This window comes from Bacillus sp. 17RED48, assembly GCF_019837545.1.
Lineage (GTDB): Bacteria > Bacillota > Bacilli > Bacillales > Bacillaceae_G > Bacillus_A > Bacillus_A wiedmannii.
On the sequence record NZ_JADAXG010000009.1, the window covers coordinates 1 to 17356 of the forward strand.

Sequence of the window (17356 nt, forward strand, 5' to 3'; positions counted from 1 at the left end):
TAATAAGGCTCGGTAGCTCAGTCGGTAGAGCAGAGGACTGAAAATCCTCGTGTCGGCGGTTCGATTCCGTCCCGAGCCACCATTTATCTTAATAATATACGCCGGCTTAGCTCAATTGGTAGAGCAACTGACTTGTAATCAGTAGGTTGGGGGTTCAAGTCCTCTAGCCGGCACCATGTAAGTTTCGGAGGGGTAGCGAAGTGGCTAAACGCGGCGGACTGTAAATCCGCTCCTTCGGGTTCGGCAGTTCGAATCTGCCCCCCTCCACCATTTACATAGGGGCATAGTTTAAAGGTAGAACTGAGGTCTCCAAAACCTCCAGTGTGGGTTCGATTCCTACTGCCCCTGCCAAATATAATTACACAACATGGCGGTTGTGGCGAAGTGGTTAACGCACCGGATTGTGGCTCCGGCATTCGTGGGTTCGATTCCCATCAGTCGCCCCATTTTTATTTTTAAAATTACAAATAATTTAATTGATACTTACATATAATTAAGTAAGAATTCGATGGGCTATAGCCAAGCGGTAAGGCAACGGACTTTGACTCCGTCATGCGCTGGTTCGAATCCAGCTAGCCCAGCCATTTTTGCGGAAGTAGTTCAGTGGTAGAATACAACCTTGCCAAGGTTGGGGTCGCGGGTTCGAATCCCGTCTTCCGCTCCAATAAAATTTAACATGGCGGCATAGCCAAGTGGTAAGGCAGAGGTCTGCAAAACCTTTACCACCGGTTCAAATCCGGTTGCCGCCTTTCTTTTGTGCCGATGTGGCGGAATTGGCAGACGCGCACGACTCAAAATCGTGTTCCTTCGGGAGTGTCGGTTCGACCCCGACCATCGGTATCATGAACGGCGAAAAAAACTCTATACAATTAGTATAGAGTTTTTTTGTATTTTCTTTTCATTATATGACAAAATAAGTACAAAAAGTGTACGGTGAGTAGACTGCGAAACATTAAAAGGATAAAAACAAACATTCATTTTTATCCTTTTAATTGTGATATTCTATAAAATTCCAGCAAAATATTGTATATACAATATTCCCTTCGAGCACTCTAGAGAGAATTTCTCCACCCGGGTGACATGAAGTTAAATCCGACAGCACCAGTAGATATTAGTACATTATCAACGGTTAAGTTTGTAATTTCTAAAAACCTCTTTTTAAACTCTTCTTTGTTGTACTTGTACATAGTTGAGTGGCACGCCCACATGTGCGTTGAAGTACTCAACCAATCTCCTAATTCCTTTAATTCAGGAAATGATTCAAATTGAATTGGTTCATCTAATTTCATGAATCTCACTTGATAGATAGTTGGGTTTAGCTTTTCTCCTATCCCTTTAAGACCATGTGCTTTTTTCTCATTTGAATGTGTCATAATTACTCTCCCCTATGTTTTCTTCAAATTTTTTCCTATTTTAATTATACAGCAATAGAAAGTAATTAAGGAAATATTATGGGAATCGGTGATGTAAAAAGACTCTAACAGAAATGTTAGAGTCTTTTTTGTTAAATTATGTTACCTGATTCTAAAATTCGTAATAAACGTAGGAATTCATGTATAATATAACTTGCGGATAGAACAAAATGATAGTAATTTATATTATGTCTGTAATATGAATCAAAAATGAACTTTTTATATTTCTTTTAAAAATGTGTTGAATACACGTTATATTTTATATTAATATTTTTATGTAGATTTAAAACGGGAAAGAGAGTGGAAAGTATGGGTCGTAAATGGAATAATATTAAAGAAAAAAAAGCATCAAAAGATGCAAATACAAGCCGTATATACGCGAAATTTGGACGTGAGATTTATGTGGCAGCAAAACAAGGCGAGCCAGATCCAGAATCAAACCAAGCGCTTAGAGTTGTATTAGAACGTGCGAAAACATACAACGTACCAAGAACAATTATTGATCGTGCAGTTGAAAAGGCAAAAGGCGGTTCAGAAGAAAATTATGACGAGCTTCGTTATGAAGGATTCGGACCAAACGGATCTATGGTAATTGTAGATACACTTACAAATAACGTAAACCGTACTGCAGCAGATGTACGAGCTGCATTCAGCAAAAACAGTGGTAACATGGGTGTAAACGGTTCTGTAGCTTACATGTTTGATGCGACAGCTGTTATCGGTCTTGAAGGTAAAACATCAGATGAAGTTCTTGAAATTTTAATGGAAGCAGATGTTGATGCACGTGACATTCTAGAAGAAGAAGATTCTGTTATCGTGTATGCTGAACCTGATCAATTCCATTCCGTACAATCTGCACTTAAAGATGCTGGTGTTGAAGAATTCACAGTTGCAGAATTAACAATGCTTGCACAAAGTGATGTAGAACTTCCTGAAGATGCTCAAGTACAATTTGAAAAAATGGTTGATGCATTAGAAGATTTAGAAGATGTGCAACAAGTTTACCACAACGTAGACTTAGGAGAATAATACGATAGAAGCCCTGCCCGTTTAACGGATAGGGGCTTTTTTTATGAAGTTAATTAAGTTGATGAATTAGTAAAGGTATTTTGTTGTAGACAGGGAATATGCTTATAGGGATATATGAAATAATCATTATTTCTAGGAGGTTTAATATGGAACATAAAACACCAAAGCATATTGTTGCTGTAGCAGGTTATTTAACAAATGAAAAAGATGAAGTGTTATTAGCTAAAGTACATTGGCGATCGGATACGTGGGAGTTGCCAGGAGGACAGGTGGAAGAAGGAGAAGCGCTCGATCAAGCAGTTTGTAGGGAAATGTTTGAGGAAACGGGTTTAACGGTGAAGCCTATTGGAATTACAGGGGTTTATTATAATGCCTCTATGCATATTTTGGCTGTTGTTTTTAAAGTGGCATATGTGAGCGGTGAAATAAAAATTCAACCTGAAGAAATACAAGAGGCTAAATTTGTTGCTTTAAATGAAGAGAACATAGATGAGTATATAACGCGTCCTCATATGAAATCCAGAACGCTTGATGCGATGAGAGCAACACATTGTATTCCGTACGAAACGTGGGAAGTGCAGCCGTATAATTTAATAGATAGATTGTAAAGAAAAGAGTAGCCGGTTTGAGATACAATCAAATCACTACTCTTTTTTGTATACTGTTTAAGAAAAAGGTCAAAATAATAATAGTGCTAGTGTTGATTTTTAGAACGTTTGTTCTGTATAATGTATGATATATTGTATACATTTAGATTACTAGATACTTACAAATATATATATTTGTAGATGATATAATGAAAATAGGGTGTTTTAATAGGGGAGTATAGGCTTAAGGTATACTCTGCTATTGGTTTAGCATAATCTATATTCAATATTTCAGATGAATAGTAGATAAAAAAAGACTGTGATACAATACTTTTTTATACCTTACAATGATGTAAGGTATGTGTAAGAGAAATCGATGGGATGTTTTTTTACAACAAGGTATTCTTAAAGTAAGAGTTATATGCTGTGTGGAAAAGAGGTGTTCAAGATGAAAGAACGAGTATTATCTAGGGTGAACTATCATCAAAAAGTTGCATTAAATCCAATGACTAAATTCTTTTATAAAGCCATTATTTTATTATTATTGTTAAGTTGTACATTATTATTCGTTGGAAATGTAATGATCGAGCAAAGTGATATTAGTAAATTACATGTACCGGCTAAGTTAGAGGTGCCCGAATCATTAACACATGCATTTATTGCGACAGAAGATAAAAGGTTTTATCATCATAACGGTTTAGATTATATAGCGATTGTCAGAGCGTCTGTTGAGAATATAAAGGCTGGTGGTGTTGTGCAAGGCGGAAGCACAATTACACAGCAGTTATCCAAAAATGCTTTTTTAACGAATGAACGTACATTTTCTCGTAAGTGGAAAGAGATTTTCTATACGAAAAAAATTGAACGTACATTTACGAAGGATGAAATTTTAAAATTGTATGTAAGTAATATTTATTACGGAGAAGGAGCATGGGGAATTGAAAAAGCGGCAAACCTTTACTTCGGTAAAAAGGTGGACCAATTAACGCTGGCTGAAAGTGCAATGATGGCTGCTGTAGTAAAAGCACCTGCTTATTACTCACCTGCACAAAATTATGATAAGGCCGTAGAGAGACGAAATGTCGTTTTGAGATTGATGGAGAAGGAAGGCTATATCAATCATGATGAGTATGTGCAAGCAGTTAGTGAGAAATTAGTAATTCGTCATGATATAAAAACAGAGCAGTCGATGTTAAATAATGCACGTGAAAAAGCAGTAAGCTAAGTGAAGTTCCTACATAGGAGCTTCTTTTTTTTGAATAAATTGTGACAAATTGTGACACAATATCGTCACAATTATTGTATTTTTGTAATTTATGTGAGCGTGTTCATTGCGTGACGTATATAAGTGTTGATATTATGTGTAGTGTGTACAATGCTGTATACAGAATATGAATTTAAAGAGGAATGTATATGAAATCAAATAAACTCATGGCTCTTGGTGTAGTTTTTTCTATCGCAGTATTGATTGTAATCGGAACAATTGCGTATAGCATCATAAATGACAAAAAAGATAAAGGGAATGAGATGTTTGCTTATTCCACACAACAATCTTTAGGGAAAGATGATGCACCAGTTAAGGTAGTTGAATTTGGAGACTTCAAATGTCCTGCGTGTCGTACTTGGGATGTAACAGTATTACCACGATTAAAAGAAGAGTATATTGATAAAGGTAAAGTGCAGTTATATTTTATTAACTTCCCGTTCATCGGAAAAGACTCTGATTTAGGCGCAGCAGCTGGTGAGGCAATTTATAAACAAGATCAAGATTCATTCTGGACTTTCTATGATGAGATTTATCAAAGTCAAAAGAAAGATACGGAAGAATGGATTACAGAAGAATTACTTCTTAACATTGTGAAAGAGAAGCTTCCGAAAGTTGATGTAGAACAATTTAAGAAAGATTTACACAGTAAAGAAATAAAAGAAAAAGTACGTAAAGATTCAGATCGTGCTCAAAAATTAAAAGTTCAAGGTGCTCCTTCAGTATACATAAACGGAAATCTTGCAAACCCTGATTTCGATAGTATGAAGAAGGCGATTGATAAAGAATTGAAAAAGTGATGAGCTACTCATCACTTTTTCGACTTTTTTCGATAAAATTCTTGCTTCCGTTTTTTTTACATGCTATACTACCTTACATAAGTTATTCTAATATCTTATATTTATTTCATATTTGCGGGTGTAGTTTAGTGGTAAAACAAGAGCCTTCCAAGCTCTGGTCGAGAGTTCGATTCTCTTCACCCGCTCCAAATTTTATTAAATGTTTTTCTATAAATTGTTATCAACGCAGTGTTTCGTTTCTAAGATAAACGAGGCATTGCGTTTTTTAATGTTTGAAAAGCATAATTGTATGCGAAAATAAAAGTAAAGAATAGTATTCCAAAAGTGAATTGCTAACCAATATAGTCGTTACATAAGAGATGGATTCATCTGAGGAGGCGATTAAGAATGGATTTTGAACAATTAAAGCAAGATGTCATTGCGTATAGTAAAACAATTGGTATAGATAAAATAGGCTTTGCTAGTGCTTCACCATTTGAGGAATTAAAGCAGAGGTTAATCCAGCAACAACAATTAAATTATCAATCGGGATTTGAAGAGTCTGATATAGAAAAAAGAACGAACCCACAGCTTCTACTACCTGGTGCAAAATCAATTATTGCGATTGCATTAGCGTATCCTTCAAAATTAAAAAATGCACCATTAAGTAAGCGTGGAGAACGCCGGGGGATTTTTTGTCGTGCCTCTTGGGGACAAGATTATCATCTTGTTTTACGAGATCGTTTGCAAAAATTAGAAGCATACTTAATCGAAAAACTTCCCGAGATAGAAGTTAAGTCAATGGTTGATACGGGTGAATTAAGTGATCGAGCTGTTTCGGAGCGTGCCGGCATTGGATGGAGCGGTAAGAATTGCGCTATTATTACACCTGAATTCGGTTCGTATGTATATTTAGGAGAAATCATTACAAACGTTCCGTTCCCACCAGACCAGCCAATAGAAGATCAATGTGGAAGTTGTACAAAATGTATTGATATTTGTCCTACAGGTGCTTTAATACAAGGAGGACAGTTAGACTCGAAGAAATGTATTGCATTTTTAACACAGACGAAAGGGTTCCTACCGGAAGAATATCGCGAAAAAATAGGTAATCGTATTTATGGATGTGATACGTGTCAGACTGTTTGTCCGAAAAATAAAGGAATGGATTTTCATAACCACCCTGAGATGGAACCAGATCCTGAGTTAGTTAAGCCCTTATTAACACCACTTTTAACAATTAGTAATCGTGATTTTAAAGAGAAATATGGAATTATGTCTGGTTCATGGAGAGGTAAAAAGCCGTTGCAACGAAATGCAATTTTGGCACTTGCGCATTTTAAAGAGGCATCAGCAATTCCTGATTTAATTGGTGTTATGAAAGACGATCCAAGACCGGTACTTCGCGGAACAGCAGCATGGGCACTTGGGAAAATTGGTGGAGATGGCGTGGGCGAAGCTATTGAAAAAGCGATGCAACGTGAGAAAGATGAAGAGGTTCTTCATGAAATGAATCGCGGCCTTGAATTGTTAGCTCAGAAAAAAGAGTAGATAATATCTCCCTTTTTCATATTGTAATATGGGAGGGAGACGAAATGGTTGTAAAAATAAATATTGAAAAGCAAGTACAACAATTTTTAGCATATGTAACAGAGAAACGAACAAATGTAGATGGTATTGCTGAAGATTTATTACAAATAGCACAGAGAAAGAAACAATTGTTTCAAAAGCGTAATGCAGAGATAGTGAAAGCAACTGCGGATGTTTCTTTCATGAGACAATTAAATAATAGCAATCATCAAGAAATTGATTATCAAATACATTTTAAATATTTAATTAAGCATAAAGAATTATTTTATATCGAAGAGGAACAACTAAAACGAAGAGTTTGTTTAAATAATAGCCGGGTAATAGGTGATTATGCTATTGAAGTGCCAGAAGCAGTTGGAATGAGTGAGACGTTAGAAAGGGAAGTTACAAAAGAGAAGTACGGTTCCTATCAGTACAACCGTTTAGAGGCAGTTAAATATGCAGAGCGTTGGTGGGATGATCGAAATCCTGTATATCGTAATTTCCCTGATAATTGTACGAATTTTATTTCTCAATGTCTTCATACTGGAGAAGTACCAATGAATGGATATCCTAATATTCGTAAAGGATGGTGGCAAAGGGAGAATCAGTGGAGTTGGAGCTGGGCTGTCGCACACTCTTTTTATTGGTATTTGTCAGGTGCTACAACTGGGCTTCGAGCAGAAGCAGTAGAAAGACCAGAGGACCTTATTCTTGGTGATGTCATTGCTTATGATTTCGAGGATGATGGTAGGTGGAATCATACGACGATTGTAGTAGCCAAAGACGCAGATGGTATGCCACTTGTGAATGCACATTCAGCAAATAGCCGTCGGCGTTATTGGAACTATGAAGATTCTAGTAAATATACACCACAAATGAAATATAAATTCTTTCACATTATTAATGGGTAGAGATTTTTCGCTCAAGTGGTATAATACGTAGTAGACAAAAAACAGAGGTGAATATCGCGTGGGAGTACATGTTGTTTTATATCAGCCAGAAATTCCAGCAAATACAGGGAATATTGCTCGTACTTGTGCAGCAACTGGAACAGAATTACATTTGATTAGACCGCTTGGATTTTCAACGGATGATAAAATGTTAAAGCGTGCAGGATTAGATTATTGGCAGCACGTGAAAGTTACGTATTATGATTCAATTGAAGAATTTTATGAGAAAAATAAAGACGGTGAATTCTTCTATTTAACAAAGTATGGCGAGAAAGCTCATACAGCGTTTGATTATAGCAAACGTGAGAAGGATTACTATTTTGTATTTGGAAGAGAAACAAACGGCTTACCAGCTAATGTAATCGAAGAAAATTTCGATCATTGTTTACGTATTCCAATGACTGATAAAGTGCGCTCATTAAATTTATCTAATACAGCAGCTATTTTAATTTATGAAGCATTCCGTCAACAAAATTATCCGGGATTAGATTTAGAAATTGTTTATTAAAAGTCGCCATATGGCGACTTTTTTTCTAAAAATAAAAATAATATGTAATCATACATTTAAAAAAGGGTACATATTCATATAGAATGGGATATATGAATAAAAATAGATTAGACGGGTTGAGATAAATATGAAGGAACAATATAATAATCAAAATACCTTTTTAAGTATGATAGATATGGATTTAATAAGAAGAGGACTATTACATGCTATTCAAGATTTAGTATTTATTGTGAAAGTTATGGATGAGGAAACCTTTAAATATATTTATGTAAATAAGATAGGTATGGATTATGCGAAGCTAAGCGAAGAATGTTATGGAAAAACGTTTGCTGAAGTATTATCAGAAGATACGGCGGAAATATTACAAGTGCAATATGCAAAAGTAGCGAGCGAAGCGAAAGCACATACCTTTTGTGATGTAGTTAGTTTACCAAAGGGTGAGTTACATTATGAATCTTCACTTAATCCTGTATTCGACGAAGAAGGAGTATGTCAGTTTATTATTTGTATTACGAGGGATATCACAGCTCAGATTGAGGAAAAGGCAGAGATAGAGGAAAAACAAATGTTGTTTAAGTCGTTATTAGAATATAATAATGACTCCATTATATCTATGGATTCTATAGGTAGAATTACATATGCAAATCCAGCAACGTATGAAATATTTGGATATCGATATGAAGAATTACATAATAAATTTATTTTTGAATTTATTAATAAAGAATATGAAAAAGATTTTCAAATTATATTTAAAGGAGCCCTGCAAGGAAGGGCAAAACAAATTGTTTCAAAGAAATATGTTCATAAAGAAGGGTACGAGCTCTATATTTCTTTGAGAACTATTCCGATTATTGTGAACGCCGAAATTGTTGGGGTATATATTGTTACGAGGGATGTTACAAGACAAGTATTGAATGAAATGCGAACAGAATATTTAGCTTATTATGACCAATTAACGGGATTAATGAATAGAATTTCATGTGCAAATAAGTTAAATGTTTTTTTTAATGATAATACAGAGTTTGCGCTTGTTTTTATAGATTTAGATGAATTTCACCTTATTAATGATACTTTTGGTCATAAAGAAGGAGATAAAGTATTACAAAAAGTTACAGAATGTTTAAGCAGTTTTCAAATAGACGGTATGCACTTATTTAGAGAACACGATGATCAATTTGTTATGTTAATAGAAAATATAACGAAAGAACGTGTAGAGATAGTTGCAAAAAGAATACTAAAAAAGATTAGTGAACATTTTGTAATCGAAGAAGAGGACGTCTATTTAAGTGCGTCAATCGGAATTGTAATGGCTCCAACAGATGGAGAGGATGAAAAAATATTATTCCAAAGAGTTGATGCTGCTTTGGAAAAAGCAAAAGAAAAAGGAAAAGGGCATTATCAGTTTTATTGCAGTGGATTAGATTGTGAGCGTGAACAAAGATTTATAATAGAAAACCAATTGCATCGGGCTATAGAAAAAAATGAATTCTGCTTGTATTATCAGCCACAAATGAATATTGAAACGAAAAAAATAGCGAGTATGGAAGCTTTAATAAGGTGGGAGAATAAAGAATTGGGATTTGTCTCTCCCAATCAATTTATTCCGCTAGCAGAAAGAACAGGATTTATTATTAAGCTTGATGAATGGGTAGTAAATGAAGTGTGTCGGCAAATAAGTGAATGGTTAAATAAAGGATATGAAGTTGTCCCGATTGCAGTTAATATTTCAGCCAGGCACTTTCGCTCGATTACATTAATAGAGATGATTACACGGGCTTTACATAAGTACAATGTACCAGCTCATCTATTAGCGATAGAGGTTACAGAAGGGGCCCTTATGCATAAAGACATATCAAAAAGAGTATTGCTACAATTAAAAGAACAAAATTTAAAGATTCATTTAGATGATTTTGGGACGGGATATTCATCTTTAAGTTATTTAAAAACGTATCCAATTGATACGTTGAAAATCGATCGTTCTTTTATGGAAGGTATACATGTGGATGAACGTGATACGAATATTACAGCTGCAATTATTCATTTGGCTCATACTTTGGAATTGAATGTAATTGCAGAAGGTGTAGAAAAAGCGGAACAAATACAATTTTTGAAGGAAAAGAATGTGAAGTTTGTGCAAGGTTATTATTATAGCCGACCTTTATCAAAATATGATGTGGAAAATGTGTATTATAAATGATTGATAAAAAAAGTGATGTGCTAAGAAGCACATCACTTTTTATGTGTACCGGGTTTATCATTGTAACCAGATGTGAAAATAGCTGTAAGAAATGTGAGTGATACACCTAAAATTAATAATAATTTCATACTAATATCCCTCCTATTTTTCAGTTTACGAATCTTAAATATGAATCAAAATGTATGTAAGGTTCTTGGAAGAAAAGAATTTATTTAAAATGAATAGAGGTGTAAAAACTTTAATACCTATATTATACAGAATTTTCTTTGAATTTTGGAGAGAATTTTATAGCAATACTGTATATTTCATTTTGATTTAAAGAATGTTTAAGGACATCCTAGCATACCTTTTATAATAATCCGATTGAACAAGGAGATGGGGGAGGAGCTATAATGGATATTCTAAAAAAGATTGAACAGCATCGAGCAGCAGAAGAACGGTTACAATGGGAAGGTACGTTTGCGGAGTATTTGGAGCTTGTGAAGGAAAGACCATGGGTGGCTCAAACAGCACACTCTCGCATTTACAATATGATAAAAGATGCTGGAATCGAAGAAGTAGATGGTAGAAGAAAGTATAACTTCTTTAGTAATCAGCTATTTGGATTAGAGGATGCTTTAGAACGTCTTGTGGAGGAATATTTTCATCCATCTGCAAAACGATTAGATGTTAGAAAACGTATTTTATTATTAATGGGTCCTGTTAGTGGAGGGAAATCAACATTAGTTACGATGTTGAAACGAGGATTAGAAACATATTCACGAACAGATCGAGGAGCAATTTTTGCAATTAAAGGCTGCCCAATGCATGAAGATCCACTTCATTTAATTCCGCATCATTTACGGGATGATTTCTTTGGTGAGTATGGAGTTAGAATTGAAGGGAATTTATCGCCACTAAACGTAATGCGTCTAGAGCAAGAATATGGTTCAAGAATTGAGGATGTAGTTGTAGAGCGTATTTTCTTCTCGGAAGATCGCCGTACAGGGATTGGTACATTTAGCCCGTCTGATCCTAAATCACAAGATATCGCCGATTTAACAGGTAGTCTGGACTTTTCAACAATCGCAGAATATGGTTCAGAATCAGATCCACGAGCGTATCGCTTCGATGGAGAATTGAATAAGGCAAACCGTGGGATGATGGAATTCCAAGAGATGCTAAAATGCGACGAGAAGTTTTTATGGCATTTATTATCGCTTACGCAAGAAGGGAATTTCAAAGCGGGAAGATTTGCGCTTATTTCAGCAGATGAATTAATTGTAGCGCATACGAATGAAACGGAGTATCGTTCCTTCATAGCAAACAAGAAAAATGAAGCATTGCACTCAAGAATTATTGTAATGCCAGTTCCATACAATTTACGAGTTAGTGAAGAAGAACATATTTATGAAAAAATGATTCGTGAAAGTGATGTATCCAATGTGCATATTGCACCGCACACACTTCGCGTTGCAGCAATGTTTACGATTTTAACGCGTTTAAAAGATCCGAAGCGTCCGGATATTGATTTAATTAAAAAGATGCGTTTATATGATGGAGAAACGGTAGAAGGTTATAATGCGATTGATGTAGAGGAGCTGCAACGTGAATATCAAGATGAAGGTATGAGAGGTATTGATCCTCGTTATGTTATTAATCGAATTTCCTCTACAATTATTCGAAAAGAGGTACCATCTATTAACGCATTAGATGTACTTAGATCGCTCAAAGACGGGTTGGATCAGCATCCGTCAATTAGTAATGAAGATCGAGAGCGTTATATGAATTTCATCTCATTAGCGAGAAAAGAATATGATGAAATTGCGAAGAAAGAAGTACAAAAAGCATTCGTGTATTCATATGAAGAATCAGCGAAGACACTTATGGATAATTACTTAGATAACGTTGAAGCATATTGCAATAAATCGAAATTACGTGATCCATTAACAGGTGAAGAAATGAGTCCAGATGAAAAGCTAATGCGCTCAATTGAAGAGCAAATTGGAATTTCAGAAAATGCTAAGAAAGCATTCCGTGAAGAAATTTTAATTCGCATTTCTGCTTATGCGCGTAAAGGAAAACGCTTTGATTATAATTCACATGAGCGTCTTCGTGAAGCGATTCAGAAAAAACTATTTGCTGATTTAAAAGATATAGTGAAAATTACAACATCAACGAAAACGCCAGACGAAAATCAGCTTAAGAAAATCAATGATGTTGTTGCACGCTTAATTGATGAGCACGGCTATAATTCCTCATCTGCGAATGAATTATTACGCTATGTAGGTAGTCTGCTAAACCGATAGTTTGATAACAAAACGCTGTCTCTTGTATTTTGCGGGACAGCGTTTTATTATCCATTTATATGTGTAAAGTGTCATACCTTGTCCAAATGTAATAAATTAAGATGCAATTTCATGAATTTATTGTCAATTATTTTTACAATATGCATATGATAGAGTAACCAACCATTCATACGAAAAAAGCCAACACAATACAATATGTTGCAAAGTGTAAATGTGTGCAACTATGCATTGTGTTTCTTTCTTATCAACGGCTGAATATTTCTTTCTAGTATGTGAGTGGCAAAATTTTGTTTAGGATGCTCGGAGTATTATATGAAAAACGTTATATATGTTTATGGGATGAATTTCGATGGGCAGTTATCTTTCATTCTAGCTTGCACAGTATAAAACAAAATTTCTAGCTTACTGTTCATAGGGGAAGACAATTACAGTAAGGAGGGAAAGAAATGGGTGAAGAAAACCAACCAAATTATACGATTTCACAGGAAAACTGGTCCCTCCATCGCAAAGGATATGACGACCAACAACGCCATCAAGAAAAAGTACAAGAGGCAATTAAGAATAATTTACCCGATCTTGTAACAGAAGAAAGCATAGTTATGTCTAATGGTAAGGATGTTGTAAAAATACCGATTCGTTCTTTAGATGAATATAAGATTAGGTACAATTATGATAAAAACAAACACGTTGGGCAAGGAGATGGTGACAGCAAAGTTGGTGATGTCGTTGCGAGAGATGGATCAGGTGGTCAAAAGCAAAAAGGACCAGGAAAAGGGCAAGGAGCAGGGGATACGGCTGGAGAAGATTATTATGAAGCTGAAGTCTCTATTCTAGAATTAGAGCAAGCGTTTTTCAAAGAATTAGAGCTGCCTAATTTAAAGAGAAAAGAAATAGATGAAAACCGGATTGAACATGTTGAATTTAATGACATTAGAAAGACTGGATTATGGGGAAATATCGATAAGAAACGAACGATGATATCCGCATATAAACGAAATGCGATGCGTGGTAAAGCCTCTTTTCATCCGATTCACCAAGAAGATTTAAAGTTCCGTACTTGGAATGAAGTATTAAAGCCAGATTCAAAAGCTGTTGTATTAGCGATGATGGATACGAGTGGATCGATGGGAATATGGGAGAAATATATGGCACGTAGCTTCTTTTTCTGGATGACAAGATTTCTACGAACGAAGTATGAAACGGTAGATATTGAGTTTATTGCTCATCATACGGAGGCGAAAGTCGTTACAGAGGAAGAGTTTTTCTCAAAAGGAGAAAGTGGCGGAACGATCTGTTCTTCTGTATACAAAAAAGCACTCGAGCTAATTGATAATAAATACTCACCAGACCGCTATAATATTTATCCATTCCATTTTTCAGACGGTGATAATTTAACATCAGATAATGCTAGATGTGTAAAACTTGTTGAAGAGTTAATGAAGAAGTGTAATATGTTTGGATATGGGGAAGTGAACCAGTACAACCGCCATAGTACCCTCATGTCAGCCTATAAAAATATTAAAGATGAGAATTTTAGATATTATATTTTAAAGCAAAAAGCAGACGTATTCCATGCGATGAAGAGCTTTTTTAAAGAAGAATCCGGAGAAAAAATGGCATAACCCCCTTAAAAAGGGGTTATTTTTTTGTTAACTTTTTATTTTTTTAGTTGACAATGATAATGAAAATCATTATCATTTATTCGAGATATGATTACATTTAGATTTATATATTTCGGAGGAGATGTAAAGTTGAAAAAAAATAAAAGAAAACATATAAATGCGATGTTAGTGGCGGCAGCTTTAGCGCTACCGTTTGCTGCGTATTCAACACCTGCTTTAGCAGCGGTAGCAATTGAGGCTAATAAAAAGGGATATGCTTTAGAAGATGGTACATATGATGCTGTTATGAAAGCATATAAAGATAAAACGAATGAGGAGTCTATGGCAACTGTTTATATAAAGAATCCTAAATTAACGATTGAGAATGGAAAGAAAATTGTAACGGCAACGTTAAGTGATAGTGATTTCTTCAAATACTTGAAAACAGAAGATATTCATACTCCTGGTGTGTTTCATGATGTAAAAGTAATATCAGAAGATAAAAAGAAAAATGGAACGAAAGTGATTCAGTTTGAAGTAGGAGAATTAGGAAAAAGATATAATATGCAAATGCATATTTATATTCCGACAATGGCCTATGATAATAAATATCAAGTGCAGTTTGAAGTAAATGCTTTAAATTTAGAAAATAATGTTCCAGAAAAGCAAAAAGAAAATAAAGAGGATAAAGTGGATCAACAAGATGAAAATGCAAATGTAATAGTTGATAAGAAATTACAACAGCATATTAATAAATATAATTTAGAGAGAAAAAATATAAATGAACCTATAACGAAGGAAGATTTATTACAAATTAAAATATTATCCATATACTCAGGTGAGGGGATAAATGAAATAGCTGGTTTAGAATATATGACAAACTTAGAGAAGTTGACATTAAGAGAGTCTAATGTAACAGACATATCTGTTATCTCGGGATTGAGACATTTGAAATATTTAGATTTATCCTCTAATCCAATTGAAAGTATTCAACCCGTTTCTAAGCTAGAGAATCTTGACATGCTCTTTTTAAGAGATAACAAAATTGCAGATCTTACACCGTTAAGTCAAATGAAAAAGATTAAAATATTAGATTTAATTGGTAATAATATAAAGGATCTTACACCATTATTTACAGTGTTATCGTTAGAAGAAGTATACTTAGCAAATAATCAAATTAGTAATCTTTCGGGTATTGAGAAGTTAAAGAATGTGAAACTACTATGGATAGGAAATAATAAAATTAGTGATGTTGAGCCTATTAGTAAAATGAGTAATCTTATTGAACTAGAAATTGCTGATAGTGAAATAAAAGATATATCATCATTATCTAAATTAGTAAAAATACAAGTATTGAATTTAGAAGAGAATTATATCTCTGATATATCGCCACTGAGTAATTTAACAAATTTACATGAGGTAAATCTTGGAGCGAATGAAATTTCTGACATAAAGTCTGTTGAGGAATTGGGTAAGCGAACTTCAATAGATATTCAAAGACAAAAAATCTTTTTAGATGAAGCAAGCGTAGATGAAGAAATAAAAATTCCAGTATACAATTTTAAAGGAGAGCCACTTCAAAATATTAAATTGAAAAATGAAGGGGCTACGCTGAGTAACGGATTTATAAAATGGAATAGTCCTGGAGAAAAAATATATGAATTTAAACTAGATACGAATCCTGCTGAAAGTAAAATAAGGTTTAATGGGATGGTCGTACAGAATATAGTTGAAAAACAAAAAGAAAGTGAAAATTTGATTCTTGATAAAACTTTACAACAACATATTAATAAAGAGAATTTAGGTAGAGAGAATTTAAACACTCCTATCACAAAAGAAGATTTATTACAGATTAAAAAATTAGAGATACTTAAAGAAAAAGAAAAAGAGATAAAAGATATAACCGGTTTAGAGTACATGACGAACTTAGAAAACCTCACTTTAGAAGGAGTAGGCCTGAAAAATATTGAGTTCATCTCAAACTTGAAACAATTGAACGATGTAAATGTATCTCATAATCAAATTGAAGATGTAACACCGTTATCTTCATTGAAAAATTTACAATGGTTAAATCTTACAGATAATCGTATTAAAGATGTAACGGTTCTTGGCTCAATGTTAGACTTACTTAGTTTAAAATTAGCTGAAAATGAGATTCGTGATGTAAGGCCGTTAATACAATTAGGTCAGTGGGGAACAATTGATGTTAGAAGGCAAAAGGTCATTTTGGATGCTGCAGAAATAAATAAAGAAGTGACAATTCCTGTATATAATTTAGAAGGAGAGCCAATTGAAAAGATTACACTAAAGAGTGAAGGTGGAACGCTTACTGATGAGGGAATCATTTGGAATACTTTAGGAGAAAAAATATATGAATTTGATTTAGATGCAGATCATTATGAGACTGGCATATTATATAGTGGCATTGTCATGCAGAATATAGTAGAAAAATTAATACCGAAAGAAGAAGTAAAAGAACCAACGAAAGAAGTTGAAGAAGCGAAAGAAGAAGTAAAAGAACCAACGAAAGAAGTTGAAGAAGCGAAAGAAGAAGTAAAAGAACCAACAAAAGAAGTTGAAGAAGCGAAAGAAGAAGTAAAAGAACCAACAAAAGAAGTTGAAGAAACAAAAGAAGAAGTGAAAGAACCGGTAAAAGAAGTTGAAGAAACAAAAGAAGAAGTGAAAGAACCGGTAAAAGAAGTTGAAGAAACAAAAGAAGAAGTGAAAGAGCCGGTAAAAGAAGTTGAAGAAACAAAAGAAGAAGTAAAAGAGCCAACGAAAGAAGTTGAAGAAGTAAAAGAATCAGCAACAGGATTGGATCAAGAGCCAAAAGAGAATAATCAAGTTGTTGAAAAAGAGGGAAGAAAAGCAGACACATTAAATAAACAACATACTAATAAGTCAGAGGAAGGCAAGAAATCTTTACCATCAACAGGCGGTGAAGCTAGCACATCGACTTTACTTTCTGGAATAACACTTGTTCTTTCCACCCTAAGTATGTTCGTATTTAGAAAGAGATTATTTAAGAAATAAATAACGTTTAATCTTATTATTAGATATAACTAATTTTTGCTTTTTCGAGAGGACATTATCATGGCAGTTTCATTAGAAACATGCATATGATGATGTCTTTTTTTATGAGAGAAGGATATTGCTGGGCATTTCTAAG

The 17356-nt window shown here is 34.3% G+C and carries 12 protein-coding genes and 10 tRNA genes; 21 read left to right on the forward strand and 1 reads right to left on the reverse strand.

The window, feature by feature from the left end:
- The first annotated feature begins 6 nt into the window (after positions 1-6).
- From ILT06_RS26135 to ILT06_RS26175, 9 genes are all read left to right on the forward strand, one after another.
- A tRNA-Phe gene (locus tag ILT06_RS26135) sits at positions 7-82 on the forward strand.
- Between the two features lie 18 nt (positions 83-100).
- Positions 101-176 (forward strand) — tRNA-Thr (locus ILT06_RS26140).
- 10 nt (positions 177-186) lie between these two features.
- Positions 187-270 (forward strand) — tRNA-Tyr (locus ILT06_RS26145).
- A 7-nt stretch (positions 271-277) separates the two neighbouring features.
- Positions 278-351, forward strand: a tRNA-Trp gene (locus ILT06_RS26150).
- A 19-nt stretch (positions 352-370) separates the two neighbouring features.
- Positions 371-446 (forward strand) — tRNA-His (locus ILT06_RS26155).
- Positions 447-509: 63 nt separating this feature from the next.
- Positions 510-584 (forward strand) — tRNA-Gln (locus tag ILT06_RS26160).
- A gap of 5 nt (positions 585-589) precedes the next feature.
- A tRNA-Gly gene (locus tag ILT06_RS26165) sits at positions 590-664 on the forward strand.
- 14 nt (positions 665-678) lie between these two features.
- A tRNA-Cys gene (locus ILT06_RS26170) sits at positions 679-749 on the forward strand.
- Between the two features lie 9 nt (positions 750-758).
- Positions 759-840: transfer RNA gene (locus ILT06_RS26175), tRNA-Leu, on the forward strand.
- Between the two features lie 212 nt (positions 841-1052).
- Here the strand turns inward: ILT06_RS26175 and ILT06_RS26180 are convergent.
- Entirely contained in the window at positions 1053-1373 is a 321-nt protein-coding gene (locus tag ILT06_RS26180) for a DUF3884 family protein (protein WP_064477163.1), read from the reverse strand.
- A gap of 348 nt (positions 1374-1721) precedes the next feature.
- On the opposite strand from ILT06_RS26180, the gene ILT06_RS26185 reads away from it, so the two are divergent.
- The 12 genes from ILT06_RS26185 to ILT06_RS26240 all read left to right on the forward strand — a co-directional run bounded on the left by ILT06_RS26185 (position 1722) and on the right by ILT06_RS26240 (position 17220).
- Complete coding sequence (locus ILT06_RS26185) at positions 1722-2441, forward strand: YebC/PmpR family DNA-binding transcriptional regulator (RefSeq protein ID WP_000532975.1); 720 nt, start codon at positions 1722-1724, stop codon at positions 2439-2441.
- Positions 2442-2587: 146 nt separating this feature from the next.
- Complete coding sequence (locus ILT06_RS26190; protein ID WP_222655649.1) at positions 2588-3049, forward strand: NUDIX hydrolase; 462 nt, start codon at positions 2588-2590, stop codon at positions 3047-3049.
- 427 nt (positions 3050-3476) lie between these two features.
- A complete protein-coding gene (locus ILT06_RS26195) occupies positions 3477-4253 on the forward strand; it encodes a transglycosylase domain-containing protein (protein ID WP_000664702.1) in 777 nt (258 codons plus the stop codon).
- A gap of 188 nt (positions 4254-4441) precedes the next feature.
- Entirely contained in the window at positions 4442-5092 is a 651-nt protein-coding gene (locus tag ILT06_RS26200; RefSeq protein WP_064477161.1) for a DsbA family protein, read from the forward strand.
- Positions 5093-5206: 114 nt separating this feature from the next.
- Positions 5207-5280: transfer RNA gene (locus tag ILT06_RS26205), tRNA-Gly, on the forward strand.
- 199 nt (positions 5281-5479) lie between these two features.
- On the forward strand, positions 5480-6622 hold the full coding sequence (gene queG / locus ILT06_RS26210; RefSeq protein ID WP_064477160.1) for a tRNA epoxyqueuosine(34) reductase QueG: 1143 nt from the start codon (positions 5480-5482) through the stop codon (positions 6620-6622).
- Between the two features lie 44 nt (positions 6623-6666).
- Positions 6667-7554, forward strand: coding sequence for an amidase domain-containing protein (locus ILT06_RS26215; protein ID WP_000260555.1), 888 nt, complete (start codon positions 6667-6669; stop codon positions 7552-7554).
- Positions 7555-7612: 58 nt separating this feature from the next.
- Positions 7613-8101, forward strand: a complete 489-nt coding sequence (trmL, locus tag ILT06_RS26220) for a tRNA (uridine(34)/cytosine(34)/5-carboxymethylaminomethyluridine(34)-2'-O)-methyltransferase TrmL (RefSeq protein ID WP_000538149.1) — start codon at positions 7613-7615, stop codon at positions 8099-8101.
- Between the two features lie 127 nt (positions 8102-8228).
- Entirely contained in the window at positions 8229-10298 is a 2070-nt protein-coding gene (locus ILT06_RS26225) for a sensor domain-containing protein (RefSeq protein WP_098103511.1), read from the forward strand.
- A 392-nt stretch (positions 10299-10690) separates the two neighbouring features.
- Positions 10691-12586 (forward strand): PrkA family serine protein kinase, encoded by a 1896-nt coding sequence (locus tag ILT06_RS26230; protein WP_000353275.1) that lies wholly within the window; start codon positions 10691-10693, stop codon positions 12584-12586.
- A gap of 446 nt (positions 12587-13032) precedes the next feature.
- On the forward strand, positions 13033-14208 hold the full coding sequence (yhbH, locus tag ILT06_RS26235) for a sporulation protein YhbH (protein WP_222655650.1): 1176 nt from the start codon (positions 13033-13035) through the stop codon (positions 14206-14208).
- 129 nt (positions 14209-14337) lie between these two features.
- A complete protein-coding gene (locus ILT06_RS26240; RefSeq protein ID WP_222655651.1) occupies positions 14338-17220 on the forward strand; it encodes a leucine-rich repeat domain-containing protein in 2883 nt (960 codons plus the stop codon).
- The last annotated feature ends 136 nt before the right edge of the window (positions 17221-17356 follow it).